Origin of the sequence: Stratiformator vulcanicus, from assembly GCF_007744515.1 — a bacterium.
GTDB classification, from domain to species: Bacteria; Planctomycetota; Planctomycetia; order Planctomycetales; family Planctomycetaceae; genus Stratiformator; species Stratiformator vulcanicus.
This window is the reverse complement of the sequence record NZ_CP036268.1, coordinates 4299396-4324388: the sequence shown is the minus strand read 5'-3', so window position 1 is coordinate 4324388 and position 24993 is coordinate 4299396. Positions and strand designations below refer to the sequence as shown.

The 24993-nt window shown below is 59.4% G+C and carries 21 protein-coding genes; 2 read left to right on the top strand and 19 right to left on the bottom strand.

Features of this window, described 5'->3' with window-relative positions; translation table 11 throughout:
- Positions 1 to 33: 33 nt before the first annotated feature.
- From Pan189_RS17220 to Pan189_RS17130, 19 genes are all read right to left on the bottom strand, one after another.
- Complete coding sequence (locus Pan189_RS17220) at positions 34 to 483, bottom strand: hypothetical protein (RefSeq protein ID WP_145365325.1); 450 nt, start codon at positions 481 to 483, stop codon at positions 34 to 36.
- A gap of 224 nt (positions 484 to 707) precedes the next feature.
- Entirely contained in the window at positions 708 to 1505 is a 798-nt protein-coding gene (gene dapB / locus Pan189_RS17215; RefSeq protein WP_145365324.1) for a 4-hydroxy-tetrahydrodipicolinate reductase, read from the bottom strand.
- Between the two features lie 631 nt (positions 1506 to 2136).
- The gene (locus Pan189_RS17210) at positions 2137 to 2499 is read right to left on the bottom strand and encodes a cupin domain-containing protein (RefSeq protein WP_145365323.1); all 363 of its coding nucleotides are present in this window, start codon (positions 2497 to 2499) and stop codon (positions 2137 to 2139) included.
- Positions 2500 to 2559: 60 nt separating this feature from the next.
- Positions 2560 to 3252, bottom strand: coding sequence for a metallophosphoesterase (locus Pan189_RS17205; protein ID WP_145365322.1), 693 nt, complete (start codon positions 3250 to 3252; stop codon positions 2560 to 2562).
- Positions 3253 to 3320: 68 nt separating this feature from the next.
- Positions 3321 to 4403, bottom strand: a complete 1083-nt coding sequence (gene gcvT / locus Pan189_RS17200; protein ID WP_145365321.1) for a glycine cleavage system aminomethyltransferase GcvT — start codon at positions 4401 to 4403, stop codon at positions 3321 to 3323.
- Positions 4404 to 4580: 177 nt separating this feature from the next.
- Entirely contained in the window at positions 4581 to 5330 is a 750-nt protein-coding gene (locus Pan189_RS17195) for a succinate dehydrogenase/fumarate reductase iron-sulfur subunit (protein ID WP_145366237.1), read from the bottom strand.
- A gap of 134 nt (positions 5331 to 5464) precedes the next feature.
- Positions 5465 to 7411 (bottom strand): fumarate reductase/succinate dehydrogenase flavoprotein subunit, encoded by a 1947-nt coding sequence (locus Pan189_RS17190; RefSeq protein WP_145365320.1) that lies wholly within the window; start codon positions 7409 to 7411, stop codon positions 5465 to 5467.
- 97 nt (positions 7412 to 7508) lie between these two features.
- Entirely contained in the window at positions 7509 to 8387 is an 879-nt protein-coding gene (locus tag Pan189_RS17185) for a succinate dehydrogenase cytochrome b subunit (protein WP_145365319.1), read from the bottom strand.
- Positions 8388 to 8493: 106 nt separating this feature from the next.
- Complete coding sequence (locus Pan189_RS17180; RefSeq protein WP_310820699.1) at positions 8494 to 9069, bottom strand: Uma2 family endonuclease; 576 nt, start codon at positions 9067 to 9069, stop codon at positions 8494 to 8496.
- A gap of 87 nt (positions 9070 to 9156) precedes the next feature.
- Complete coding sequence (gene rnr, locus Pan189_RS17175; protein WP_145365317.1) at positions 9157 to 11412, bottom strand: ribonuclease R; 2256 nt, start codon at positions 11410 to 11412, stop codon at positions 9157 to 9159.
- 118 nt (positions 11413 to 11530) lie between these two features.
- Positions 11531 to 11956 (bottom strand): HNH endonuclease, encoded by a 426-nt coding sequence (locus tag Pan189_RS17170; protein ID WP_145365316.1) that lies wholly within the window; start codon positions 11954 to 11956, stop codon positions 11531 to 11533.
- 6 nt (positions 11957 to 11962) lie between these two features.
- A complete protein-coding gene (locus tag Pan189_RS17165; protein ID WP_145365315.1) occupies positions 11963 to 12220 on the bottom strand; it encodes a hypothetical protein in 258 nt (85 codons plus the stop codon).
- 96 nt (positions 12221 to 12316) lie between these two features.
- On the bottom strand, positions 12317 to 13306 hold the full coding sequence (locus Pan189_RS17160) for a 3'-5' exoribonuclease YhaM family protein (RefSeq protein ID WP_145365314.1): 990 nt from the start codon (positions 13304 to 13306) through the stop codon (positions 12317 to 12319).
- A 396-nt stretch (positions 13307 to 13702) separates the two neighbouring features.
- Complete coding sequence (locus tag Pan189_RS17155) at positions 13703 to 14209, bottom strand: ExbD/TolR family protein (RefSeq protein ID WP_145365313.1); 507 nt, start codon at positions 14207 to 14209, stop codon at positions 13703 to 13705.
- Between the two features lie 112 nt (positions 14210 to 14321).
- Positions 14322 to 14792, bottom strand: a complete 471-nt coding sequence (locus tag Pan189_RS17150) for an ExbD/TolR family protein (protein WP_145365312.1) — start codon at positions 14790 to 14792, stop codon at positions 14322 to 14324.
- Positions 14793 to 14870: 78 nt separating this feature from the next.
- The gene (locus Pan189_RS17145) at positions 14871 to 15752 is read right to left on the bottom strand and encodes a MotA/TolQ/ExbB proton channel family protein (protein ID WP_310820697.1); all 882 of its coding nucleotides are present in this window, start codon (positions 15750 to 15752) and stop codon (positions 14871 to 14873) included.
- A gap of 229 nt (positions 15753 to 15981) precedes the next feature.
- The gene (locus Pan189_RS17140) at positions 15982 to 17034 is read right to left on the bottom strand and encodes a tetratricopeptide repeat protein (RefSeq protein WP_145365311.1); all 1053 of its coding nucleotides are present in this window, start codon (positions 17032 to 17034) and stop codon (positions 15982 to 15984) included.
- 98 nt (positions 17035 to 17132) lie between these two features.
- A complete protein-coding gene (locus Pan189_RS17135) occupies positions 17133 to 20735 on the bottom strand; it encodes a hypothetical protein (protein ID WP_145365310.1) in 3603 nt (1200 codons plus the stop codon).
- A gap of 355 nt (positions 20736 to 21090) precedes the next feature.
- Positions 21091 to 21726 (bottom strand): hypothetical protein, encoded by a 636-nt coding sequence (locus Pan189_RS17130; protein WP_145365309.1) that lies wholly within the window; start codon positions 21724 to 21726, stop codon positions 21091 to 21093.
- 611 nt (positions 21727 to 22337) lie between these two features.
- Between Pan189_RS17130 and Pan189_RS17125 the strand changes: the two genes are divergently transcribed.
- Both Pan189_RS17125 and Pan189_RS17120 read left to right on the top strand, forming a co-directional pair.
- Complete coding sequence (locus Pan189_RS17125; protein ID WP_310820695.1) at positions 22338 to 23105, top strand: YiiX/YebB-like N1pC/P60 family cysteine hydrolase; 768 nt, start codon at positions 22338 to 22340, stop codon at positions 23103 to 23105.
- Between the two features lie 323 nt (positions 23106 to 23428).
- The gene (locus Pan189_RS17120; RefSeq protein WP_145365307.1) at positions 23429 to 24850 is read left to right on the top strand and encodes a serine/threonine protein kinase; all 1422 of its coding nucleotides are present in this window, start codon (positions 23429 to 23431) and stop codon (positions 24848 to 24850) included.
- The last annotated feature ends 143 nt before the right edge of the window (positions 24851 to 24993 follow it).

Genomic DNA, 24993 nt, shown 5'->3' with positions numbered 1-24993 from the left:
TGCCGCTTGGAAACCTCTGGCACTGTGCCGCGGTTAATCGATCGACTCGATCCGGCCGGTCAGCCAAGCGGGACGCTGTTCCAATGACTGGCCGACTTGGGCAGACGACGTCGATGCCTGTCGAAGCCGAACGTCGCTGGGAGAATCGTCGATCGAGATCAATTCAACGACAGGATTCGAGAGGTCATCTTCGTAGGCAACGGCCAACTGAATTGACTCGTGCGACGGCCCGCCCACCGACTCGTCGGCGATCGCCGAGTCGGCAAAGATTGGTCGAGCGACGACTTCGGTCGGAAGCAGCGCCGGACCACTGACTGCGGAGTCGTCGGTACCACGCGACTCGATCACGAGATCGGTTTCGACATTGAATTCCGAACCGTCGACCAATTCGAGATCGACGGCATGTTCCTTCTGGCTTGTCGAGGATAACCAGGCCGCGGTGCCGAAGATCGTGACCATTCCCAGCAGGGCGATCACGGGCATTCGCCTCCGCACGCAGGCAAGCGATCTCACCCAAAGTGGTTGTGAATCAGGTTGTGCTTCCGGCTGTTCCATCAGACTTCCCCTCGACGCGACCGGTCCTGACAACGGGAATCTGTCGATGATCCCTCTCCTCATATCGGGTCCGGATGGCGCCGAGATTAAGGATTGATCGGATTTGGAGGACTGGGCGGACTGCGAGAGCGGGGAGAACCTTGAGGGCCGAATCAAAGGCCGAGGACATCGTTCATTGTGTAATGTCCCGGCGAGCGACCGGCGACGAATTTCGCCGCTGCGACCGCCCCGATTGCATAGCTGTCACGGGTGTGACTCCGGACGGTCAACTCGATCGTTTCGCCGAGCAGGCCGAAAGTGACGTTGTGCTCACCGACGGTGTCGCCCAGTCTCAGAGCATGATAGCCGATCTCATCGTGGGGCCGTGCTCCCGGACGGCCGTCACGACCGTGGACGTGATTGGATTGTCCCATTTGCTCGGCGACCAGTTTGCCGAAGTGCAGGGCGGTTCCGCTCGGGGCGTCTTCTTTATAGCGGTGATGCCTTTCGACGACTTCGACGTCGGCACCACCCGGCGCGTCTTTCAGAGCCGCGGCGGCGTCAGAGGCCAGCTTCATGCAAAGGTTGACTGCGAGGCTCATATTCGGCGCAAACACGACGGCCGTTTTCTTCGCGGCTTCGTCGATCAGCGCGATCTGCAACTCGGTAAGACCGGTCGTCGCGGCAACCAGCGGCACCGCACGCTCGATCGAGAAATTCGCCGCCTGCTCCAGCCCGGGAGGCGTCGAGAAGTCGATGATCGCGTCGATCCCGTCGCCGTATTCGGAGGTGATTGGAATCCCGGCCTCGCCCACTCCGGCGACGGTTCCCGCGTCCTGATCGAGGAACTCGCTGTTCGGTCCGTCGACGGCCGCCGCGAGGGTCATCCCTTCTTGTCCCAGCACCTGGGCGATAACGCGGCGGCCCATGCGGCCCGCGGCTCCGGAGACGGCAATGCGCAGATCAGACATTCAATCGGCTTTCGAATAATTTTAGTCACTTGAAGATGACGCCGGGCTTATCGACTCCGGCCTGCCGCGCCAACAAGGGACACCGGACACAAGCCCGCGGCACAAGCGCTATTGATTACCCACTTCTATTTGACATGAACGGGGACCGGAATGAGCCGTGTTGTCCACTACTCCCTCTCCCTTGGGAGAGGGTCGGGGTGAGGGGAGCGCAGCGGCGGCGCCAATTGAAGCCGCACTCACAACGCTCTCTGGCCAGCCACAATAACATTCATCAATGCCGTTTGATCACCGCCCCCGCGGCCCCTCATCCGGCCTATCGGCCACCTTCTCCCGAGGGAGAAGGGACGGTGGGGGGGCAAATTATTAAAGCGAACACATTTACGCTGCCGCAGGCACATAGGCACGGACGTGCCCTCATCCGGCCTGTCGGCCCCCTTTTCCCGAGGGAGATGGGGAAATCAACGCCCTATCCCTAACGCCCAAGCAGCGAATTCCAAGGCAATCTCAATCTTTAATTCGGTTGGATCATGGGTTGGGGGTAATAGATCGATCGTAAGCAAAGGACTTCACCATCAGCAAGGAACCTGCGATCGATCCGCCGACATTACCGTGAGCGGATTAGAATGACCATCTATTCGTCGCGATGCACCGTTTCCGGCGAAAACGCGGGCGTGCAGACGGCGAGGTACTCCGCGCCGCCTTCTTCCGGCGTGCTGTAACGGACCCACTCGCCCGGCCGGGTGTGAATGGCCTGTCCCGCTCGAACTTCAAACGGTCCGCCCTCGCATTCGACACGCAACATTCCGGTGAGGACGAGCGTGTACTCGTCGAACTCCGGTCGCTGGCCCGGTTCAACCCAACCGGCGGGACTCGTCATGCGGGCGATACTAACGCCGGAGTCGCCGGAATTGACCCGGCCAAAGAACTCACGAATGATCTTCGGAGGCTCTCCCGCAGCGGGGACGACGGTCGGGGCATTGATCAAGTTCGGCATAGTGCACTCGCGAGAAATGACTCCGTCACGCAGAGCGATCGGTCGACAGATCACCGCAACCTACGGCTCCAAGGCAATTTCGTCGAGCGGAACGGGATCAAAGACACGACCCTTCGTTCCGACCTGATAAACGAGATCGCTGTCGACATCGAGGGCGGTCAATCGGCCATCCTCGGCATAGACGCGGGTGTCGATGCAAACCCAGCCTGGCCACATCAACGGCCGCTTCGACTTTTGAGCGGTGTGCCCGCACACAATGCGCCGGCCGTCCGGAAGGGCTGGCTCGGCTCCGTCGATCTTCTGCCATCTCAACATGACGGCCGGCTGCGAGGCCCCCGGAATATCGAATTCCCAGTTGGCATGGACGAAGAGATGCGAGTCGGTCTCAACATACGGTCGCGCTTGCATGAGATAGTCGAGATGGGCCGGACTCACATCTTTTGTGGATGAGCCGTACGACGAGATCGTCTCCGCTCCCCCGACTTCGTGCCAATAGTCGCCACCGTGTCCGTCGATCCGGCCACAGGCGGTCAGCATCATCTCGTCATGATTTCCCAAGACGATTGCGACGCGGCAATGTTCCGACAGTTCCCTCAACAGATCGATGCACCGGCGGGTATTCGGTCCGCGGTCACAGATGTCGCCAAGTTGGACGACAAAGTCGTCGGCTCCGAGATCGAGCCGATCGATGAGTGTTTCGAGGGGTTGGTCAAAGCCATGCACATCCCCGATGGCGATGGTGCGTCCGGGCATCCTTCAATCGATCCGTCAAACTGAGTCCTGAAAGACCAAGCCGAGATATCGCAATCCGGTGGCCTGTTTCAGCGCTGCCGCTGGTAGAAGGGCAGCGCGACCACTGTCGCCGGTTCCTGTTTGCGGCGGATGTCGACTTCGAGCTGCGTCCCGACGGCCGCGTGGTCGGCGTCGACGTAGCCCATCGCGATGCTCTTCTCCAACGTCGGTGAGAAAGTGCCCGAGGTGACCAACCCGATCTGCCGACCGTCGGCAATCAGCACGCAACCCTCACGAGCAATGCGTCTACCGGAAAGTTCGAGTCCGACCCGTTGCCTGCGGTCTTCTCGGGCTTCGATACTCGTGAGGGCCTCTTTGCCGATGAAGTCCCCCGCGTTGAGATTGACGGCGAAGTCGAGGCCGGCGGTCAGCGGATCAATCTCCTCGGTCAACTCGTGCCCGTAGAGCGGCATCGCGGCTTCGAGGCGGAGCGTGTCCCGGCAGCCCAGCCCGGCCGGGATGCACCCGGCATCGATTAATTGCTCCCACAACGCCTCGCCCTGAGTGTCGTCGCGAAGCGTAATCTCGAAGCCGTCTTCGCCGGTGTAACCGGTTCGGCTCAGCAGGGCCGATTGACCTTTATATTCGATTTCGGCGCAGCGGTAGTATCTCATCGCGCCGACGATATCCTCGCCGAAAAGCTTGGTCACAATCGCCTTTGCTTGCGGACCCTGCGGAGCAAGCATAACGGTATTAAAAGTACGATCGTCGACTTCAAAATTTGCGTCGCGGCGATGTCGTTCGATCCAGCCGAGGATTTTCTCCCGGTTCGAGGCATTGACCACCAGCAGGTACGCTCCCTCGTCCACGCGATAGACGAGGATGTCATCAAGAACCCCGCCGATCTCGTTACACACAAGGGCATATTTGATCCGACCAACGGCGAGCTTCGTCACGTCGATCGTCACGAGCGAATCAATGAAGGCGGTGGCATCGGGTCCGGTGAATAGCAGCCGACCCATGTGGCTAATGTCGAACAACCCGCACGTTTTGCGGACGGCATGATGTTCCTCAGTGATCGATGAATACTTCAGCGGCATCGACCAGCCGCCGAATTCGACCATGGTGCCGCCCAAGGCGACGTGCTTGGCGTGGAGCGCGGTTTCGAGCATGAACTTCGGCAGAATGAGAGTTTGAACACAAAAAGGCCCACGGGGGTCACCCGTGGGCTTTGATGATAAGCGTTCTCGACGAGGGTGCTACACCAAGTGTAATTTGTCGATAGTGGCTGGCGCCGCGGTTGAGGCCGACACGATTGTTTGGAAACGCCAACCCTAGCCGAGTGCGCACTACTCTTCGGCGAGCAACGATGCCGCCATGTATTCGCGATTCATCTTCGCGATGGCTTGCACCGAGATACCTGCGGGGCAGGCTGCCTGACATTCACTCGTGTTGGTGCAAGCTCCGAAACCTTCTTCATCCATTTTGGCGACCATGTTGAGGACTCGCTCGTGTCGCTCGCCTTTGCCCTGTGGCAGGAAAGACAGATGAGAGACCTTTGCCCCCACGAACAGCGCCGCTGACGCGTTCTTGCACGCCGCCACGCACGCGCCGCACCCGATGCAGGCGGCGTTGCTCATCGCGTGCTCGGCGATCTTTTGCGGCACCGGAATCGCGTTGGCGTCCGGAGCGTTGCCGGTATTGACCGAAACGTACCCGCCCGATTGCTGCAGCCGATCGAACGAGCTGCGATCGACGACCAGGTCTTTCAGGACGGGGAACGCTTTGGCCCGGAATGGCTCCGCCAAAATGGTGTCGCCATCCTTGTAGGACCGCATGCGAAGCTGGCAGGTCGGTGAGTTCCTGTTCGGGCCGTGAGCCTGACCATCGATCATCACGCCACAGGTGCCGCAAATTCCCTCGCGGCAGTCGTGGTCGAAGGCGATCGGCTCCTTTCCCTCGAGCATCAGTTTTTCGTTGAGGACGTCGAGCATCTCGAGAAACGACATGTCGGGATTGACGTCCTCGACCTCATGCGTTTCGAGCCGTCCCGGCTGATCGGGGCCGGCCTGTCGCCAGACCTTGAGTTTGATTCGCATCAGCGAGTCGTCGGTGGGAGCGATCATGAGAAGGATCAGGAGTTAGGAGATTGTAGGTAGTAGCGAGCCGCGGATGTTGATGGTCAGTTCGCTGTCTTGTTCCGCTTTCGGCTTTCCGCTCTCCGCTTTCATTGTCACTTGTAGCTGCGGGTCGACGGCTTGCACTCGACGAAGTCGAGCTCTTCTTTGTGTAACGTTTCTTGTTCTCCGACCCCTTTGAATTCCCACGCGGCGACGTACTTGAAGTTCTCGTCGTCGCGTTTGGCTTCGCCTTCGGGTGTCTGATGTTCTTCGCGGAAGTGTCCGCCGCAACTCTCTTCTCGGTGCAGGGCATCGTGGGCGAACAGTTCGGCGAACTCCAGGAAGTCGGCCACCCGACCGGCATGTTCGAGGTTCTGATTGAAGTCCGCACCGGAACCGAGGACCTTCACATCGTTCCAGAATTCCTCTCGCAACTCTCGGATGCGTTCCGACGCGGTTTGCAGCCCCTCGGCCGTCCGCGCCATGCCGCAGTAGTCCCACATGATCGCGCCGAGACGTCTGTGGAAACTGTCGACTGTTTTCGAGCCGTTCACGTTGATCAGCGACTCGATCTTATTCCGCGCCTCGACCATCGCTTCTTTGCAGGCCGGGTGATCTTCAGTGACTTTCTCGAGCTTCGAAGACGCCAGATGATTACCAATCGTGTAGGGGATCACGAAGTACCCATCAGAGAGTCCCTGCATCAGTGCGCTGGCGCCGAGCCTGTTCGCTCCGTGGTCGGAGAAATTCGCTTCGCCGAGCACGAACAAACCGGGGACCGTGCTTTGCAGGTCGTAGTCGACCCACAGGCCGCCCATCGTGTAGTGGACTGCCGGGTAAATCCGCATCGGCACCTGATAGGGGTCCTCGGCCGTGATCTCCTCATACATCTGGAAGAGATTGCCGTATTTCGCGGCGACGGTCTGCTTGCCGTCCCGTTCGATGGCGTCACGGAAATCGAGGTAGACCGCTTGACCGGTCGCACCGACGCCGTATCCGGCATCACATCGCTCTTTCGCGGCACGGCTGGCGACGTCGCGCGGGACCAGGTTTCCGAACGAAGGGTACCGCTCCTCCAGATAGTAGTCGCGTTCGTCTTCCGGAATCTGATTCGCCGGTCGCTTGTCACCCTTAGCCTTCGGTACCCAGATCCGGCCGTCGTTGCGAAGGCTTTCGCTCATCAACGTCAGTTTTGACTGATAGCTCCCGGAGGCCGGGATGCAGGTCGGGTGAATCTGCGTGTAACACGGGTTCGCGAAATAAGCCCCGCGCTTATGGCATCGCCAAGCGGCGGTGACGTTACAGTTCTTGGCGTTTGTTGAGAGGTAGTAGACATTGCCGTACCCACCGGTGCACAGGCAGACGGCGTCGCCGAGATGCGTTTCGAACTCGCCCGTGACGAGGTTTCGCATGATCACGCCGCGGGCCACGCCATCGACGACAATCAGGTCCATCATCTCCCGCTTCGGAAAGGTCTCAACCTTACCGGTTTGAATTTGGCGATTCATCGCCGCGTAGGCCCCGAGCAGCAACTGCTGACCGGTTTGCCCTCGGGCGTAGAACGTCCGCGAGACCTGCGCACCGCCGAAGCTGCGGTTGGTCAGCGTTCCCCCGTATTCCCGGGCGAATGGGACTCCTAAGGCCACGCAGTGGTCGATGATCTTGTTGCTGACTTGAGCGAGGCGGTAGACGTTCGATTCGCGGGAGCGGTAGTCGCCCCCTTTGACGGTGTCGTAAAACAGCCGCCACACGCTGTCGCCGTCGTTCGGATAGTTCTTTGCCGCGTTAATCCCGCCTTGAGCCGCGATGCTGTGGGCCCGACGTGGCGAATCATTGATGCAGAACGTTTTGACGTGATAGCCGAGCTCTCCCAACGCAGCAGAAGCCGAAGCCCCGGCCAAGCCGGTCCCGACCACGATGATCTCGAACTTCCGTTTATTCGCCGGATTGACGAGCTTCATCTGCTTGATGCGCGTCTCCCACTTTTCGTGCATCGCCCCCTCGGGGACGCGTGCATCGATTGAGGAGCCTGTCGCAATATTTTCGTTGACGGTCGCCATTTGAACGATCCTGCGATCCGTGATGATTGTTCGACCGATCGGGTCGTGCTTCCGACCGGCGATGAATTATTCCGAAAACCGGCTCTTGGTCGACCGGTTATTCGGCACCTGCGTCACTTGTACTGCCTGCCGGTGAACTGTCGGCGATTGTGCTGCCTGCTGCGGCCGATCGACTGAGTATCGATTCTTCGATCTCTTCAGCCGATGCGGACGCTGCGCTGTGCGGCCCTTCTTCGAGCGGAATCGGCTCAATCCCGAATGCCCACACCCACACGGGGAAACTGGCGAAGCCGACCGTCACAACGATCGCGAACGCGTTGCCCAACCAACTGAGCGCCTTGCTGTAAACGGGATGCGCAAAACCAAGGGATCGAAATCCGCTTTGGAACCCGTGTGACAGGTGGAATCCGATGAAAATCACACCGAGTGTGTAGAGGATCGCGCTCAGCGGCGTTTGCAGAATCGAAATCGTGCGATTGTAAACGTGGACGACCGGGTGTTCTTCGGTCGGCTCATTGTGCCAACCGCCGTGTTCGTTATAGCCGCCAAACGTCGGGTCAACGACGGGCCGCCAGCCGTACCGCATATCAATCATGTGCAGGATCAAAAAGGCCAAGGCAATCGTCCCGGAGATCACCATCCAGGTGTTCGGTGCCTTCCACCAAACGCTTTTCTCCTGCTTCGTTTCTTTTTTCTCGTACTCCTTCGGACGGGCCGCTCGATATTCCGCGGTCAGCTTATAGGCCATCACGATATGGACCACGAAAATCGCCGCGAGGCCGATTTCGATCAGGATCAGGATGGGGCCGAGCGCGTGCAGTTTGGTCGCGTAGGCGTTGATCCAATCGGGGCCGAGATAAATCAGAAAATTCCCGCCGAGATGCCCGACAAGGAACCCGCACAGGAGCAGGCCCGTGATTCCCATCACGAACTTCTTGCCGATCGACGAACTCAGAACCTTGGCAACGCGCGACACGGATTGACCCGGAGGATTGGAGGCGTGAACGATTCGGAGGAAGGTGACGCGAAGTAGGAGCGTCCCACCGATTATAGGAAGCCGGGGTCACGCTGCAATTGTCGCCTTATTCGGGCAAACCGCCAAAGAACTCGGCAACGCGGACGCACAGGTCAGGCAGTTCCGGGAAGCGGGCTTCCGACTCAGCGCCGAATACATCCGGGGCGGTCCCCGCTCGGTGCGACGTCAATTCGCGGCCTTGCGGATCGATTACCCAGACCAAGCGTACGCCGGATGCCAAATATTGAGAGACTTTCCGAGAGATTTCACCGTGCGTGTTCGATGGGGAAAGCACCTCGACCACTAGCAGTGGAGGCGTCTCGAGCCAGCCGGTGCGATTCATCAGTTCGGCAAGCGATTGTTCAGACTCAAATACGAAAACATCGGGGCCGCGCACGGTGCCCGGATCGCGGGAGAGAATAACCCCCGCATCGTTCGAACAAACCTGTAAATTCTCGCGTCTTGCGGCATAGTTTCGAAGTATTTGCACAAGAACGGCACATACGAGGCCGTGTACTAATTGGGGCCGAGACAATTCGACGATCTCCCCTTCGTCCAACTCGAAGAAGCGGTCCACGTTCTCCGGTCGGTCGGCAAATTTCGCGAACTCTTCAACGGTCACCAGGGTTACGGTGGTCGACACAGCATCGTCCTTCTGTTTGTGGCCAGCACAATTGAGAATTATAGACTAGGACTCGCTAGCTCTGCGACAGTCGGATCGACGGATCGACTACTTCCGCCCCCTTCGCTTGCTCTTGCGATTTCGCTTCGGGTTCTTGTTGCGGGGACCCTTTTTCTCGTGCTTTGGCGGGGAGTCCGTCTGTTCTTTCTGTTTTCGCTTTTTTGGCCGTTCGCCGGCGGATGCCTTCAGCGGCTTCAGGTCAAGTTTTCGTGTGGCGACGTCGACCAGCGTGACTTCGATTTCGATCGGCTCACCCAGGCGAAACGTGCGGCCCGATCGACGGGCCACGAGGGCGAATGCCGACGAGTCGTAGTCGACGATCTCGCCGAGCGCGTCCTCCACCGCCGAAATGTGAGCCATGCCTTCAAAGGGAATCTCGATTCCCCGGGCGAAGAAGCCGAAGCGTTCGACGCCCGTGATGACCGCGTGAAACGTCTGCCCGACTCGCGTCTGCATGAATTGCAGCAGCTTGAGTTTGACGAGATCGCGCTCGGCGGCTTCGGCCCGCCGGGACATGTCAGAGCAATGCGTTGCGATCCGCTCTAACTCCCGCGGACCCGATCCGCGGTACTTGCCCTGCGTCAATAACTCATTGATCGTCCGATGCACCACGAGGTCGGCGTAGCGGCGGATCGGGCTGGTGAAGTGGCAGTAGTGCTCGAACGCGAGTGCGTAGTGGCCCTCTTCCTTCGCGGTGTAGACGGCCTGCTTCAAACTGCGGAGCATCGCGTAATTGACGGCTCGCTCCTGCGGTTCCCCTTTGACCTGTTGAAGCAGTTCCTGCAGGGCCTCTCGGCTTTGATATTGCTTTAGGCGGTAGTCGAGTGTTCCGACGAACTCCGCGAAATCCTTCAGCTTTTTCTCGTCCGGTTCCGGATGGGCCCGCCGGATCAGCGGGATGCCCTTGTCGTGCATTTCGGTCGCGATCGCGACATTCGCGGCCAACATGAATTCTTCAATAATCTGATGGCTCGGGTCGTGCGGGATTTCCTCCGCCCCCTCGACCTGGCTGTCGCGATCGAGAACGAGTTTGACCTCCGGCAGAAAGAGTTCGATGGCCCCGGCGGCGAACCGGCGCTGCCGCAGCAGCATCGCGAGATCGTACATCTCGACGAGCAACTTTCGAATCTTCGCCGAGACCGTCGCCTTGTATTTGTCCGGCTCATTGACGATCGGCATGACCTCTTCATACGCAAACCGCCGCGTGACCTTGATCGCGGTGTTCTCGTATCTCATGCCGACGGGAATGCCTTCGGCATTGAACTCCATGAGGGCCGACTTCGTGTAACGGACCTTGCCCTGCTGCAAACTGGCAAGGCCGTTCGAGATCACCTCCGGCAGCATCGGGATGACCCGCCCCGGCAGGTAGACGCTGGTCCCCCGCTGCTTCGCCGATCGGTCGAGAGCCGAATTGGGTTGGACGAAGGTCGAGACATCCGCGATATGCACGCCGAGGTGCCAGTGACCGTCTTTGGATCGACGCAGCGAAATCGCATCGTCGAAGTCGCGGGCGTCGACGGGATCGATCGTGACGATCGTCTCTTTGGTCAGGTCGACCCGGCCATTTAGATCGGTTTCGTCGAACCGGTCGGCTTGTTCCGAGGCGTCTTCAAGCACTTCGGTGCTGAACTCGGTCGGCAAACCGTATTCGTGGATGATCGTTTGCGTATCGACGCCCGGCTCACCCGCTTTACCCAGGACCTCGACCAACACCGCTTCGCCGCGGCGCTCATGCCGCGGGAAGCGCAGCATCTCGATGACGACTTTGTCTTCCTGCCGGGCGCCCTTCGCGCCGGGATCGCCGACTTCGACCAACATGTCGAACGCGTTGCCGTCGACCCGCACAAAACCCTTGCCGCTTTTTTCAAGATAAGTGCCGACGAAATTGTGCCGGGCGCGTTGTAACACCTCGACGATCCGCCCGTATCGCTTGCCGAAGGAGCCGCGACGATTGCGGACTTCAACCGACACCTCGTCGCGATCGGCGGCGTCGAGCGAATCCTCGGGCGGAATAAAGGCTTCCCGCGGCTCGTGATTAGAATCGCCGCCCGGTTCTGCACGCTCGGTGACGAAGCCTCCCTTGCGGGTCTTCTTGTAAATCCCGACGAACTGTCCCGGTTCGGACATGCGACGGAGTCGCCCTTTGCGATCTTCGACGACCGTCCCCGCGTGCATCAGATTCGCCAGCGCTGTTCGGAACTCCCCGCCATGCTTTTTCGTCAGCCCGAGTTTGCGGGCAATCGCGGCCGGTTTGACCGGCTTGTATCCGGGAGAATGCAGCAGTTCAACAATTCGGCGTTCCATCGCGAAGAGGGGCTCACTGGTGGGAATCAAAAGGTGTTTTTGGTGCGTTTGTCACAGTGCAAATTGGCGGTCTTGAGCACACTCTACGCTTAAGATTGACGAAAAGAATAGGAAATCGTTACAGGGACGGTCGCGGCGAGAAAGGAAACGCACCGAATCGAGCGAGAAGTCGTCGATGCTCGCGACGCTCTGGCAAATTAATTTGCAGCAGAGTGACGGTTCCTCGCCTGACGGGAGTTCGACCGACTAACTCGGTCATTTCCCAGCGGAAGTGTTCATCCCGGCGATCGAGCCGTGGACTGAATAGTCGAACCAATTCATCCGTTGACGGATCAATCGTGGCAATATCGCTGCCCTTAAATGAGTTGCAGTAGAAGCATGCGAGGCACAAGTTTTCGGTCTCGGAGCGTCCGCCGTGCTTCAGCGAGCGGATATGATCGACCTCATGCGGTGCGATTGTCTGCTCTTGCGGAATACCGCAATACTCGCATTGCTGATTCGCTCGCTCTACAACCTGCTGCCGAATTGCCGCAGGCAAATTCATGGCGTCCTATTCGGCCAGCGTCGATGCCGCTTTCGCGCGTGCGATGTCGACCAGCAAGCCGACGCGACGGTAACGATCGAGTTCCATGGACTCTTCGTCATTCAGATCGCCAGCATTGGCCTTAAGCACGAGGTCCCTCATCCGCCCCGTGGCCTTATCGCTGAACTTCCAGCCCAAGATGGCTCGGGCAGCGTCCGGAGTCAGAGCGTCATCGCCAAGATTGACGACTTCACTCAAGATGTCCGCTTCTGAGACAGTTGGCATACCGGAATCTTATGGCCGGATTCAGGTCGATGGAAGCCGAAGATCGCTCTCGTCAGCAAGAGTCAGCGGACACGCCCCTTCCGGCGCGACATGAGCTTACGTACTCGACTCTTGACTCTCGCCCCTCGACCCCTTGTAAAGCTTCCGACCCATCCGCGGGTTGAACGGCGTCCAGTTGGAATCGGAGTTGGGGTCCTCTTCGATTGTTCGGCTGAATTCGTTCACCTTGGCGTCGAGCGCGTCGAGGTGGTGCAGGGCGACGGCTTCGGGGGTCATCGGCACTTTGGGGCTGCCGAACTCTTCGGTGCCGTGATGGCTGAGGATCAGATGCTTCAAGTGCAGCCGCAGCGGCTTCGGGAACGATTCGCCGGTCGCCGTTTCCGCAGCGGCGATCTTCTCATCGAGCAGCTCGCAGCCGATCTGCATATGGCCGAGGAGTTGCCCCTCGTCGGTGTAAGCGAACGACGTTTCGTATTCGAGTTCCCGAACTTTGCCGAGATCGTGCAGAAACACGCCGAGCTTGAGGACGTCGTGATTGAGCATTGGGTAGCGTGGCTCGATCAACGTGGCCACTTCGAGCATGTTGACCATGTGCTCGATCAGTCCCCCGGTGTAGGCATGATGGGCCTTGATACCCGCGGGCGCAGCGCACAGCGACGCGACCAGTTCTTCATCCGCCAGGAAGGCTTCCATCACCGCCTTCAAGTTCGGATCGCCGACGCCCAGCATGATCTCCCGAAGTCGTTCCAGCAGCTTGGTGACATCCGCGCCGGGCTCCGGTTGGAAGTCGGCGGGGTCAAGCCCGTCGGCCGGGAACTTCTTAAGCCCCGTGACGATCATCTGCAGGCCGCCCTGATAGACCTGCACCTTGCCTTTGGCCCGCACGAAGTCACCCGCGGAGAAATCGTCCGTCGACCCCTCCGTCACGTTCCACTGCAGACCGCTGATTGTGCCGGTCTTATCGCGCAGTTGAGCGAGTAGATAGAGATTCGCATTGCGATTGGCTCGCAGAGACTTTTCAGCCAGAAGGTAGACCTCTTCGACGTTGTCGCCGTCCTTGAGGTCCGTAACGTTGATACGTGACATGACAGGTCAGATCGTCAGACAGGTGAGCGAATCGGGCGACCTTAACGCCGGAGAAACCATCTCACAAGACGACAGGATCAGTGCTGGCGAATGGTACGACTCCCCCTTACGATCATTTCGATCGCGGTAATCGATCGCATCCCACGAACCAGCACTGCCGGAGTGACCATTGCCACCGGACCACCGCTTCTCGATGCTTCAACGGTTTTTGCAGGACGAGTCCGCTTCAACGGCGACGCCGGCGTTGATGCTCGGGCTGATCGTCGTGATTGTGGGCAATGCGGTTGCGCTGTGGGCGGCGTGACGGGAGAGTCGCGCAGCGTGAGCACAATCGTGGGACCCACGGGGCGTGGCCCGTGGGCTTTGGAGATGGGGTGAGCGTCATCGCGGCGCGCGTTAGCCGCCGGCTTCGGGGCGACGGGGCGGGGCGAATTTGATTTTCTCGACGTACGAGACAACCTGCCCGGACGACGGGTCGAGCCGGCCCCTCACGGCGGAAATCGCTTCGACCGTGTAGCGGTAATTCAGGTTATAATCCGCGTCGAGTTCGACCTCGATATCGGCATTGGCCGGGTCATTCGGATTGCCGAGAATCCGCAGAATTTCGCCGTTGAGTCGCTCGAACGCCTCCGGACCATTGCCCAGCTTCCGGCGGTTCAATTCGAGGCTCGCCAAGTCACCGTCGGGTGTCGCGACCATGCGGACCTTGATATCGGGCAGCAACGGCTCGCTCGCCGATTCCTGTGACTGACCGATCGGCATGTTGATATTGAAGTCTCCCTCCGGCTCAATGATTTTCAGCGTGAGCATGAAGAAAATCAGTAGCTGAAAGACGACGTCGATCATCGGAGCCATCTGCGGCTCGATTTTCTCCGCCTTCTTATTGGAGTGTCGAAACTTCATGTTGCGGCATTGGTAGGGCGGGCTGTGCCCGCCGAGATCAGATGGGTTGAATCGATCCGTTAATAAGTAACACGTGGCGGGCACAGCCCGCCCTACGTTTTAAGTCAGATTGTCACTCGACTTTTTGCGTGGCCTTCAACGCGAATTTGGAGAAGCCCGCTTCCTGCGAAAATTTAATCGTCTCTTGAACGAGGCCGGTCGGAATCTCCGCGTCGGAACGGATCACGATCGTCACGTCGTCCGCTTCCGTCCCGAGGTCTTTAAAGTACTTCACCTCGCGTTCCAACACGGGGCCGATTTCGAGCACCGGGTAGGTTTCGCCATCGCCGTAAAAGAGCAGGGCGTCTGACTGCTTCTCCCCCTGCTGATTGCGGATGTATCCGATGTTGAGCAACAGGTCATCTTCGCGGGCAATTTCCGGGGGCTTCGCCAGTTCGTCCTTCGGCAGTTTCACCCGTTCATCGGCCCGCGTGTTTTCGAAGTTCGTGATCACCATGAAGAACGCGATCAACTGAAACACGATGTCGATCATCGGTGTCATATCGACATCGGCGATCGCGGCTTCTTTCTTCTTAATTCTCATGGATCGATTCGGCTTGCGAACGTGGAATTGCTGATGCTCTGACGGGTGACCTCGTCGACGACGCTCTGTCCGGCTCGGTTAAGACTGCGGTGCTGCGGGCGACGTTGCTGCCGCCGTGCCGCCGGAGGCAGGGCGGCCCTTGCCGGCCATGCTCAACCGCTGCATCAGTCCTTCACTGACGATTCCGACCTCGAGCATAAATCGATTCACGCGGTTGCGGAGCAGGCTGTAAGCGACCATCGCGGGGATTGCCACCATCAGACCTTCAAGCGTTGTGAACAGGGCCGTCGAAATACCGTCGGCCAGTTCGGCCGGTTTTGGTTGCGTCGTCGAGCGGGCGATCGTCTGGAAACTTTGAATCATCCCCCAGACCGTTCCCATCAGGCCGATCATCGGGGCGATCGCGCTAATCAGAGCGAGATAGCTCAAGCGGTGTTCCATCGCCATGCCCTCGTCTTCACCCACCTCCTGCATCCCCTCGACCGCTTCGGCGTAGCCGCGGTTCAGCTTGCCCAAACCGGCTGCCAGGACGCGGGCGATGACCGAATCATCGGTGCGGGCGAGCTCATAGGCGCCCTGAAAGTCTTTGCCCTGCAATTTGCCTTCGAAGTCTTCAATGAAATCGACGGGCAGCATGTTGGCCCGGCGGACCTGCAGAATGTTCATCATGATGAGGGCCACCATCACAAACGAGAGGATCAGCAGCACCAAGCCGAACGCGCCCGACGCCCGAATCATCCAAGAGAGAAAACTCTCCTGCGTGATTTCTTCCGTCTCGCCGCCAGCTCCGTCATCGGCAGGAACGGCTGCCGGCGCGGCAGGTTCAGCCGGAGCCGCGGCTCCGGGATCAGCACCGCCATCGGCGTCCTGGGCCCAAGCGAAATCGTTGAAGCCGACAGCGATCACCGTCGCAAGGAGGACGAGCCAGGACACGGCCGAGAGGCGAGACATCAGCGACATGGACGAAACTCCGTAGGAATCGCGAGGCGATTTGCTGTTCGTAGGTGTGAAGGACAATTCGAAGGATGTAGTTCAAACGCGAAAGTCGGAAGAGATTCAGCCAATAACCCGCCAATCGGCGCGAACATTCGTGATAATTGCCCGTTCGCGACAATTGACTGACTCTCCAACGCATCAACGAAGTCTAACCGGACGGTCACCACGCTTACCACCTTCCGCTCCGTCCGAATTACGGCTGCTTCAGCCATTTGCTGTCGGGGTAGAGCGCGGCCAACTGCGTCCGTGCTTCGACGGCCCGGTCGGTATTGCCGACCGCGTTCCAAAGTTCGGCCAGTCGATACAACGCCTCAGAGTGAAACGTCGCTTCTTTGGCGAACAGCACGTCGACGTGTAAATAGGCGAGCAACGCATCCTTCGGCTGGTTCATCAATCGCAGGCTGTCCCCCTTGCGCAGTAAGGCTTCGGCCTGAATCGCCGTGTCGCTGGGAGATGATGCGCTGACGACTTCATCGACCTTCGCAATGGCTTCGTCATGTTTCGACTGCTGCTGCAGGACGGCGGCCTGGCCGAGCATCGCCTCATATTTGCGCTGCTTTAGGGCCGGGGTATCGGCCGGGGCTTGGGCGACCGATTGGAAATCGGCGACGGCCTTGTCGAGTTGTCCGGCCTTCAACGCCGCTCGCGCCAGTGCGAGCTTCGCCGAGAGTTGGAATTCCGGCAGCGGCGACTTGCCCAATTCTTCATACGTGGACTGCAACTGAGTCGAGTTGCCGTCCGCCTCGTACATCTTGCCGAGCCAGTTCAGCGAATCGTAATAGCGGTAAAAGTCGGGGTAAGAGACGCGAAAAGTCTCCAACTTGCCGATCGCTTCCTTCCGCTTGGCCGCATCGCTCAAGCCTTGGCGGGCGAGCGTTCGGCCGATCAGAAATTCCAATTCGGTCTTCACGTTCCGGTCGGTGACTTCGCTTTGCATCTGCAGGTAATCGGTGAGTGCTGCGGCCAGGTCGCCGTTCTCCTCTCGCACGCGGACCAGATTCAGTCGCGGTGGTGCCGCGTCGAAGCGGATGACCTCGATTTCACTCGTCGGTACCTCTTTGGTCCGAATCCCCGATTTCAACACGACCTTATCGGCCGACATTTCTTCGATCTCGCCGCGGACCGAGTCTTTGTCGCCGAGAAGAAGGACCTCGTCGAGTGCCCAAGCCGAGGAGGCCGGGCCGAACGTGACACAGGTCGCGAGGAGGGTCAGCAGCAGAGTCTGTGGGAAAATGTGATTTCGCATTGGTTTTTACCTGCGGGGCAGGGTGATGGATGTTCGACGAATGCTTTTCGCGTCTGTTCGATCGGAAGCGATCGCAACTCGCGTATGAAAGATATTTTTCAGGATTCGGGCCGGGGCTTCCGTTTGGGGCGTCCCTGTTTGGGGGATTGCGTTCGCCCGGTCGGCTTTTCGGTTTTCGATGCGGAAGGCTTCGCCGGGCGTTGAGTCTTGCCTGCCGGTCGACCGCTTTGCGGAGCCTGCTTTTTCGGTGACGGTTTCGACTTCGAACCGGCTCCCGAGGAGACGGTGCTGGCTGCAGAAGCGACGGTCGATCGACGACGTCGCCCGCGCCTTCCGCCTTTCATCGATGAGAAGACCACGCCGCCGGTCACGCCGAACGCCACGAGGACGCCCAAGCTGACCAGCAGCCAGTTCGGTCCTTCCGGGATCGGAGCGACCGTTGGCTCGGTCGGAGTCTGCGGATTGTTTGCCGCCCCGGTTGCCGACTCCGTCGGCTCGCGAGTCGTCGTGGCGACCGGTGCGAAGTCTTGTGCGGGGACCAGAGGTTCCGGTCGATAGTTCGGCGGATCACCCGCGAGGTTTCGTTGAATCGATCCGTAAAGCGAATCGAGCTTCCCCCACCATTCGTCGCTGATCTCAGACCGCGGCGTGGTCGCCACGAAAGTGAGGAGCTGCTGCTTGGCCCGATTCAAGCCCTTCTGGCGGGCCTGCGGATCGCCGGCAGCGGTCGCCGCCAGTCGGGCCGACTCGGTGAGGTTGTATCTCGCATCTAAGTATTGATCTTCGAAATCGGGCGTACCGCGACCGCTTTCGATCATTCGCTGCAATCGCGAGGCGATCTGGCCCCAACCCCACACCACAGCCTGCGGATCGCTGTCATCCCCGCGGATCGCGAGAGTCAGTTTTTCGGACGCCTTGTCCGAGCCCCAGTTCATTAGAATCGTCGCCGCTTCGACCTGCCCGTTGAGGGCGTTCGGATTGGCTTTGAGCACCGCTTTCGCGTGTCCGTAAGCGATGTCATAGTTTTTGCGGACGCGTTCGACTTCGGCCAGTCGCAATCGAATGCCCGGTTCTCGGTCGGCGGGCATAAAGCCTCCGGTCCCGCTCTTCGTGAGAATCTCCTGATACGCCGAGGCGGCCTGATCGAAGTAGCGAGACTTCTTGTCACCTTCGACGGCGCGGGCCAGCCCGAAGTACGTCTCGGCGATCCAGATCAGCGAGGAATAAGTCTGCCCCTGCTTCAGTTCGGACAACTTCGACAGGAACCGGTCGAAGGCCGATAGCACGCTGTCGCGCTCGGCGCCTTCTGGAAGCCGTTCGACCTCTTCTTTGATCTGACGCCCGAGGTCGACGAATACTTCGGTATTGCCTTCTCCGCCGATGCGTTCCAACTCGCGCATCGCCGTGAGGGCCGGGTCGATCTGCTGCAGCCCGACGTACGCTCGCAAGAGCTGCCGGTAGGCCAGCGAGGCGAAGGCGACACTCTTGATGCCCTTGTCCGGCCGATCTTTGCCTTTCTCAATCGCCACGGCATCGGTGATCGGTCGCGGTCCCTTCGTCAATATATCGACTGCTTTTTGATAGTTGCCGTCAGAGTTTTCGATCTGCACCAGCGAGAGCTGAGCGGCCACAAAGTTGTCCGGCGCGGTGCGGCCCGCCGGGAGCGTTTTGTCCAACTCTTCGATCCCGCGGGTTAATCGATCGCGGGCGTTCTGCCGCAGTTGATCGAGCTCGCCTTGCGGGATGCGTTGTTCATTCGGCGCGGCCAGTGCGTCGAGATAGGCATTCCAGAAGGCCTGCCCGGCGGAGAGCTGTCCTTCGGCGAAGCGGTCGGACGAACTCGGGATCGATGAAAACCACTTGGCGGCCTCGACAGAATCATCGCGTTGATTGAACAACACGCCGAGCGTCATGCGGGCGTCATCGGCTTTGGGCGTTGTGGGATATTCGCTGACGATCAAGTCGGCGACGCGGCGGACCTGCCGGATTTCAAAATCATCGGATTGCCCATTCGGCACATCATCGAGCAATTTGACGAACGCCAGCAGGGCGAGGTAGGCCGCATCGGCGGGGAGATCGGTCTTCGTTTTGTCGGCGGTCGTATGCCGACCGACGTACTCGCCCAATACCGCGGCATCGTACGGTCGGCCCGACAGGTACTCGACGTAGGCGAGCAGATAGCGAGTGCGATCGACCAGCACCGCGTCGACCGACTCGCCCGCCAAAAGCAGAGCGAGCTTCAAGATGCGGGCCGTCTCATCGAGATGCGCCTGAAACGAGGCCTGAAATCGGCTGCGATCCTGTTTGTTCTTCGCCTGTGAGACCTGATTTCGCAGCGGATCGATTTGTTTAATGAGACTGTTGGCCAGTCCGTAGGCCTCGTCGAAGTCTTCCGGATCCTTTTCGGAATCACCCAGCAGCGCTTTGAGTCGCTGAATCATCTCGCGTGAGACGTCGCGGTACTCTCCGGGATAGGAGTTGATGAAACTCGCATCCTGCAGGGCGCTGCGAAGGTAAGATGTTCTTTCGGAAGGCGATATCTCAGCCGACTCGGCGAGCCGTTCAAATGCGATCGCCCGCTGCCACCGGACCCCAAGCGCCGTCTTGGTGGCGGCCGCTTTGCCGCGACGCAGGCTGAGCCAGTCGGAGGCTTCCTGCACGACGATCGCATGGTCGCCGTTGAGCGGGTGGTTTCGCACGATCAGATAGAACATGCGGGCCGTGTCTTTAATCTGCTGCGCGGTCGACGACCGGCTGACGTCGTTTTCCAGCAGCTCGCGATACAGGGCTTCTGCCCGTCGCAGGTTCGAACGGCTCTCCTCAGCAATCTTGTCGTCGAGTCGTTGCGACTCGTCAGGCCGGGCCGACATCTCTTCAAACGCTTTCGCCCGCCACAGCTTCGCGTACAGACCGGCGATCATCGTGCGATAGCGTTCGGTGATGTCCGCGTACGCCTCGGCCGCCTCTTTCAGAAGTCCCCGCCGTTTCTCGTCGTCGTCCGGATAGGTTTGTGCTTCGAGATATATCGTCTGAGCCAGATCAAGCTGAGAACTCATGAAGCGGGTCTCTGCTCGATCGCGTTCGGCTCGCTTCTCCTTTTCCTCGGCCGGAATGTTCAATCCGAATGACTTCCACTCCTGCTCGTAGCGATCCTTCGCGTCGGTGAAGATTCGCCGCGCTTCGAGAATAGAGTCACGGGCGTCGGTCCTGAGTTCCTTCGCTTTGCTTCGATTCGACGGACTCTTGGCCTGAAGGAGTAAAGCTTCCGCCTTCCCCATCAGGATTTTTCCCCGCTCCGAATTGGCTTGCGCCACTTTGGGATGATCAGGGTTCCTGCTGACAAACAATTGCAGCGACTCGGAAGCCTGCTCCAACTCCCGCAATTGTGTTTGAAAATCACGCTTCGACCGCGCGCTTTGGATAAGCGTCGTCGCTCTCTCGTAAGGGATGAGAACGGAGATATCGGTCGGGACGCTGCGGTCGTCCTCCAACTGATCGAGATAGATCAGGGCGTAGTCGTAATACCCGCGATCGCGGAGTCCGTCGACGAACTCCAGGTAGGGAGGATCGGCCAGTGCGATCGAACCGCACGTCGCCCATCCGACGATCAGCGCGACAAGGGCAAGGGCGGCCCGCATCACGAACTGCGGGTGGGATTTCGTACGATCCGCCGTTCGGCGATCTCGGACCAAAGTGCTCATCGGGGGCCTGCAACACTAGAAAGTCGATCGGACAACTCGATCGAACAAATCGACGAACTCCGAAACGTCCTCAGTCTACGCACGGCGTCTGAGACTGCAAACGCCCGCGTGACAAAGCGGCTCAGAGCGAGAGGACTGCGGAAGACCGAACGAGCGAGTTCGGGCAGGGCAGGGCGGTGCCGTAGCGGGACGCACCAGAAGCAAATGCAAGCATCGGATTCCGGGGCGCGCTCGATATCGATGCTGCGACCGAAATCGCAATGTCGTCGAGATATCCGACAGCAGGCAGACGGCTAATCCCGTAAACGGAGATCAACCTCCGCCGACAATTCTGTCGCCGGGCGGAATTCAGCACTTAGTTCAACTGCAGAAACGCAACGGCCGCAAGTGCGGCCAAACCGAGCACGGCAATCACCGCACCCCATTTGATCGTGGTCGGCAAGCCCGATTGAGCCGGGCGACTTTGAGGTCCGGCACCGTTTTCAGCGACGACCGATCGACCGTCCACTCCATGGCCTCGATCATCCGCCTGCAGGTGCGATTCGATGCGTTCTGCGAGCCCCATGTAAACAGAGGAGGCAGCCGGCTCACGAAATCGCTCTTCAAGAAGCCGTCCGAGTGTATGGTACTCGGGTGTCGGTGCCGGTTCGTCGCCGGTGGCGTAACGCAGGATGGCCGACAGATCCGCCGAAGGCTTGAGGCCGAGCGACCGTCGAACCGCCGGTGCGGCCAGATGAACTTCTCCGTCGTCGTCGATCAGCACGCGGGACGCCTCACTCAGATCGAGTTCCTCTAATTCAGAAGCATCGACCTTCGCCAGCAGCACGGCGAGTTTCTGCACCAACTCCAAACCGGCATCCCAAGGCAACGGTCCTGTTTCGGCGACAAGTTCGTCGAGCGTTAGGCAGGTTACGGAGTGCATCGGCACAACCGCGACGGCCCCCGGATGCAGGTCGGAATCGCGAAGCGATTCAGTTTGCGAAGTGGTCACCAGACTTCGTCCCCACGTTGATGGCCGGAAGGATTTGCCGCGCCGCTGGACAGGACGACCATGCAGCGGCGAACGACGGCGATTCCTCAGATTCTTCGGCCCATTCTACGCAGCTTTACTTCGGACATGCCGAACGCATACACAACGCGTAGTTTGCGTGACTCTAATCGGCTTCCGACCGGTCCTCAACCGGTAATTCTTTGAGTTTTCTGCGAAGTTCTCGGCATCCGAGCCTCACCAAGGTGAGCATTCGGAGCGGCACTTCGCGTCGCGATTGTTCGCGGGCGAAGTATGGAAGATATTCGACCAGCTTCCGTTCGCATGAAGTCGGGTCCCGCGCGGTCGAACTTGGCCCAGCGCCACGTTGTACTCATACGCTGGATTCGACTGACAAATATCATCGACTCGCGAAGGTTCGAGGCTTACTATTCCGACCCGCGGAGAATTGGAGGGGGAGTGTCGACCAGAAAGCAGGCCCGGCGCAACTCACCTTTCAGTTTGTGAAAGGGAATAATCCGCCTGTCGCCACGACGCGTTCGTGACATCGAGAAAGCATTCTGGAGAACGTAAGGATGCCATCGGGGTCGGCGAGGCAAAGTAAGGAGGAGCAGATGCGAAAAAGTGAATTCCTCAGCGGTGTGATTGCCGCCTCACTTGGAATCGTGATCTCGGTCGGCGGAATACAGACCGCCGCGGCCCACGATTCATCGCTCAACGCGACGGTGCAGCACGACGAGATCACGCCGCACGTCGTGTCTTCGACCGAACTCGCAGACAGTATCGAAAGTGAGCCCCGCACCGGCACCTTGATATTCACCCAAGGCGATTGTCTGGCCGTGAAGGTGTTCTCGGCCAGTTCCTTCACCCATGTGGCGGGTCTGGTCGTCGGTGATGACGGCGAGGTTTTAGTCTACGAAAGTCAGAACGGTGTCGGTGTTCGCAAAATGCCGTTGCGAGCTTACCTGCGAATCCAGGAGGGCTGCGATTTGTCGATCTGCCGTCCCGCGCGTGTCATGGACGTCAAGCAGCGGGTCGAGTTTGTCGAGCATCTGGAATCGCAACTCGGCCGACCTTATCTCGTTCGACACCATCTAACGGGGAATCGAGCGCACGGCATTCATTGCGCCGAGTACATGACCGACGCGTTGATGTCTGCGAAACTGCTGCACGCTCGGAAGCCGCCCAAGGTGTCGCCGGCAAGCCTGAGGCAGGGGGCGATTGAAACCGGACTCTACGACGCGGCGCAAAGCGTGTTCGTGTCCGAGATCGAACCGGTGGCGGTGGAAGGTCAAAATTGGTGCGACCAAATGTGGCTCGACACCGTCGTCTGCACGAAAAACTGCTGGAAAACAATTCGCTCCTGCGTGCTGTGCAAATGAGCGGAGCGAGGCCGCGACATCTACTCCGTTGTTCGGTACGGTGTTGATCGAGGCGTATCGTTCGCGTTTGATCCACACAAGGATCGACGCGTTTTTGAAGCAGTTTCGAACCCGGCGCATGGGTGACTTTCTCCGCATCGCCGTACAGCTTCGGTCGAGCTGATCGGTGCTCTACGTAGCCGATCGCAAGAGAGCTATGTGCGACCAATTCACGGTTCTTGATGGGTTACCCTTCATCAGGGTCGGGTGGCGACGTATAGTAAGTAGAACTCCGTCCCATCTTCTGATCATCTCTATCTCACTTCGGATTTAGCGAGGATATCGTGGCTGAAAGCGAAAGCTTGACGAAGATCGATGACTACGACGTCGTCGGCCAGCTTGCCAAAAGTGCCGTCTCCGAACTCTACGAAGTCCGTGAGGGCACGAAGACCTATGTCATCAAGCGCCTGACGACTGAGGCCGCGAAGAAGTCGGATGTCGTCGCGATGCTGAAGCAGGAGGTGAAGGTCTCGCAGTCGATGGAGCACCCGAACCTCGTGCGCGCTCACAAGTTCGTCAAGACTAAGGAGCACGTCTACGCCGTGATGGACTTGTTTCGCGCTCCGTCGCTGAAAATCGCGGTGCAGGGGGATGTTCTTGAACTTCACCCGCGATTCGATCGGCTGTGCGAGCAGTTGTTTCCCGCCTTGGGCTACGTGCATAGCAAGGGTTGGATCCACAACGATATCAAGCCGGACAACATCCTGTTCTCCAAAGCGGGCGAGTTAAGACTGGTCGACTTCTCACTGGCGATGAAAAAAGCGAGTGGCGTCGGAGCATTGTTCGCCGGAAAGCTCAAAGCAATCCGTGGAACGCGGACATATATCGCACCGGAGACGATTCGTAAAGAATATCCGAACCCGCAGACCGACATCTACAGCCTCGGCGTATTGCTGTACGAATTGCTGACCGGCCAGGTCCCGTTCACGGCCGACAATCCGAATGAGTTATTGAAAAAGCATCTGGCCTCAGCTCCGCCGATGGCCTCGCAATTCAACAGCAACGTGACCGGTGACGTCGACCGTTACCTCGTCAAGATGATGGCGAAGAAGCGGGATCACCGTCCGCGTGATATGGATGAAGTCGCTTCAGAATTCCGCTCCATGAAGGTCTTCCTGCAGGACCCGACGGAACTGATCGCCGAGCGGGACAAGAAAGACGCCAAGGATGCCGAAGGTGGAGAGAACCTGGGCGTTCGTCTCGACAGCCGAACCGACGCCGCCCGAGGCGGAAAGAATGCGCCACCTTCGGCCCGGGCCAAGTCGAAGCCGAAACCCCGACCGGTTCCTCCTCCGGCGGCTCCACCGACACCTCCGGCGGTCGCCAGTCAGCCACCCGCTCCCGCACCAGCGCAACCGACGGCTCCGCCGCCTGCCGCACCACCTCAGGCGGCCCCGGCGGCGCAGCAGCAACAACCGGCTCCCGCGCCACCGGTCGCGCCCGCGGCGTCGGCCCAACCACCGGCGGCTCCGCCTGCTCCGCAGAGTCCTCCGGCCCAGCAATCGGCGCCGCCACCTCAGTCACCACCGCAGCCACAAACGCAATCAAAACCGGCAGCCGAGCAGCCGTCGCATACGGTTCACATTCCAGGCCAGGGGCATGTTTCGCCTGGGCGGGGGCAGATTCCGCAAGAGGTTCACCCCAGCCGCGGCGAGGAAGCCGAGGAAGATTTGCCGGTGATGGACGAACTGCCCGAAGTACTTTAGGGGCGGTCGACACTCGGGCCGACGCGGTGTTGCGGTTGATTCGGATCACTGACGCGTGGTTTACTATAGCGTAGTCCGATCGCCCGATCGCCGACCGTGGTTTCTGCGAAACGGGCGGCTCCTTCCGAAGCCGATCGCGCATC

Excerpts from the sequence above, each read along its gene's own strand:
- Pan189_RS17220 (WP_145365325.1), bottom strand. The coding sequence starts at position 483 with ATGCCCGTGATCGCCCTGCTGGGAATGGTCACGATCTTCGGCACCGCG.
- dapB (WP_145365324.1), bottom strand. The coding sequence starts at position 1,505 with ATGTCTGATCTGCGCATTGCCGTCTCCGGAGCCGCGGGCCGCATGGGC.
- Pan189_RS17210 (WP_145365323.1), bottom strand. The coding sequence starts at position 2,499 with ATGCCGAACTTGATCAATGCCCCGACCGTCGTCCCCGCTGCGGGAGAG.
- Pan189_RS17205 (WP_145365322.1), bottom strand. The coding sequence starts at position 3,252 with ATGCCCGGACGCACCATCGCCATCGGGGATGTGCATGGCTTTGACCAA.
- gcvT (WP_145365321.1), bottom strand. The coding sequence starts at position 4,403 with ATGCTCGAAACCGCGCTCCACGCCAAGCACGTCGCCTTGGGCGGCACC.
- Pan189_RS17195 (WP_145366237.1), bottom strand. The coding sequence starts at position 5,330 with ATGCGAATCAAACTCAAGGTCTGGCGACAGGCCGGCCCCGATCAGCCG.
- Pan189_RS17190 (WP_145365320.1), bottom strand. The coding sequence starts at position 7,411 with ATGGCGACCGTCAACGAAAATATTGCGACAGGCTCCTCAATCGATGCA.
- rnr (WP_145365317.1), bottom strand. The coding sequence starts at position 11,412 with ATGGAACGCCGAATTGTTGAACTGCTGCATTCTCCCGGATACAAGCCG.
- Pan189_RS17170 (WP_145365316.1), bottom strand. The coding sequence starts at position 11,956 with ATGAATTTGCCTGCGGCAATTCGGCAGCAGGTTGTAGAGCGAGCGAAT.
- Pan189_RS17165 (WP_145365315.1), bottom strand. The coding sequence starts at position 12,220 with ATGCCAACTGTCTCAGAAGCGGACATCTTGAGTGAAGTCGTCAATCTT.
- Pan189_RS17160 (WP_145365314.1), bottom strand. The coding sequence starts at position 13,306 with ATGTCACGTATCAACGTTACGGACCTCAAGGACGGCGACAACGTCGAA.
- Pan189_RS17155 (WP_145365313.1), bottom strand. The coding sequence starts at position 14,209 with ATGAAGTTTCGACACTCCAATAAGAAGGCGGAGAAAATCGAGCCGCAG.
- Pan189_RS17150 (WP_145365312.1), bottom strand. The coding sequence starts at position 14,792 with ATGAGAATTAAGAAGAAAGAAGCCGCGATCGCCGATGTCGATATGACA.
- Pan189_RS17145 (WP_310820697.1), bottom strand. The coding sequence starts at position 15,752 with ATGTCGCTGATGTCTCGCCTCTCGGCCGTGTCCTGGCTCGTCCTCCTT.
- Pan189_RS17140 (WP_145365311.1), bottom strand. The coding sequence starts at position 17,034 with ATGCGAAATCACATTTTCCCACAGACTCTGCTGCTGACCCTCCTCGCG.
- Pan189_RS17135 (WP_145365310.1), bottom strand. The coding sequence starts at position 20,735 with ATGAGCACTTTGGTCCGAGATCGCCGAACGGCGGATCGTACGAAATCC.
- Pan189_RS17125 (WP_310820695.1), top strand. The coding sequence starts at position 22,338 with ATGCGAAAAAGTGAATTCCTCAGCGGTGTGATTGCCGCCTCACTTGGA.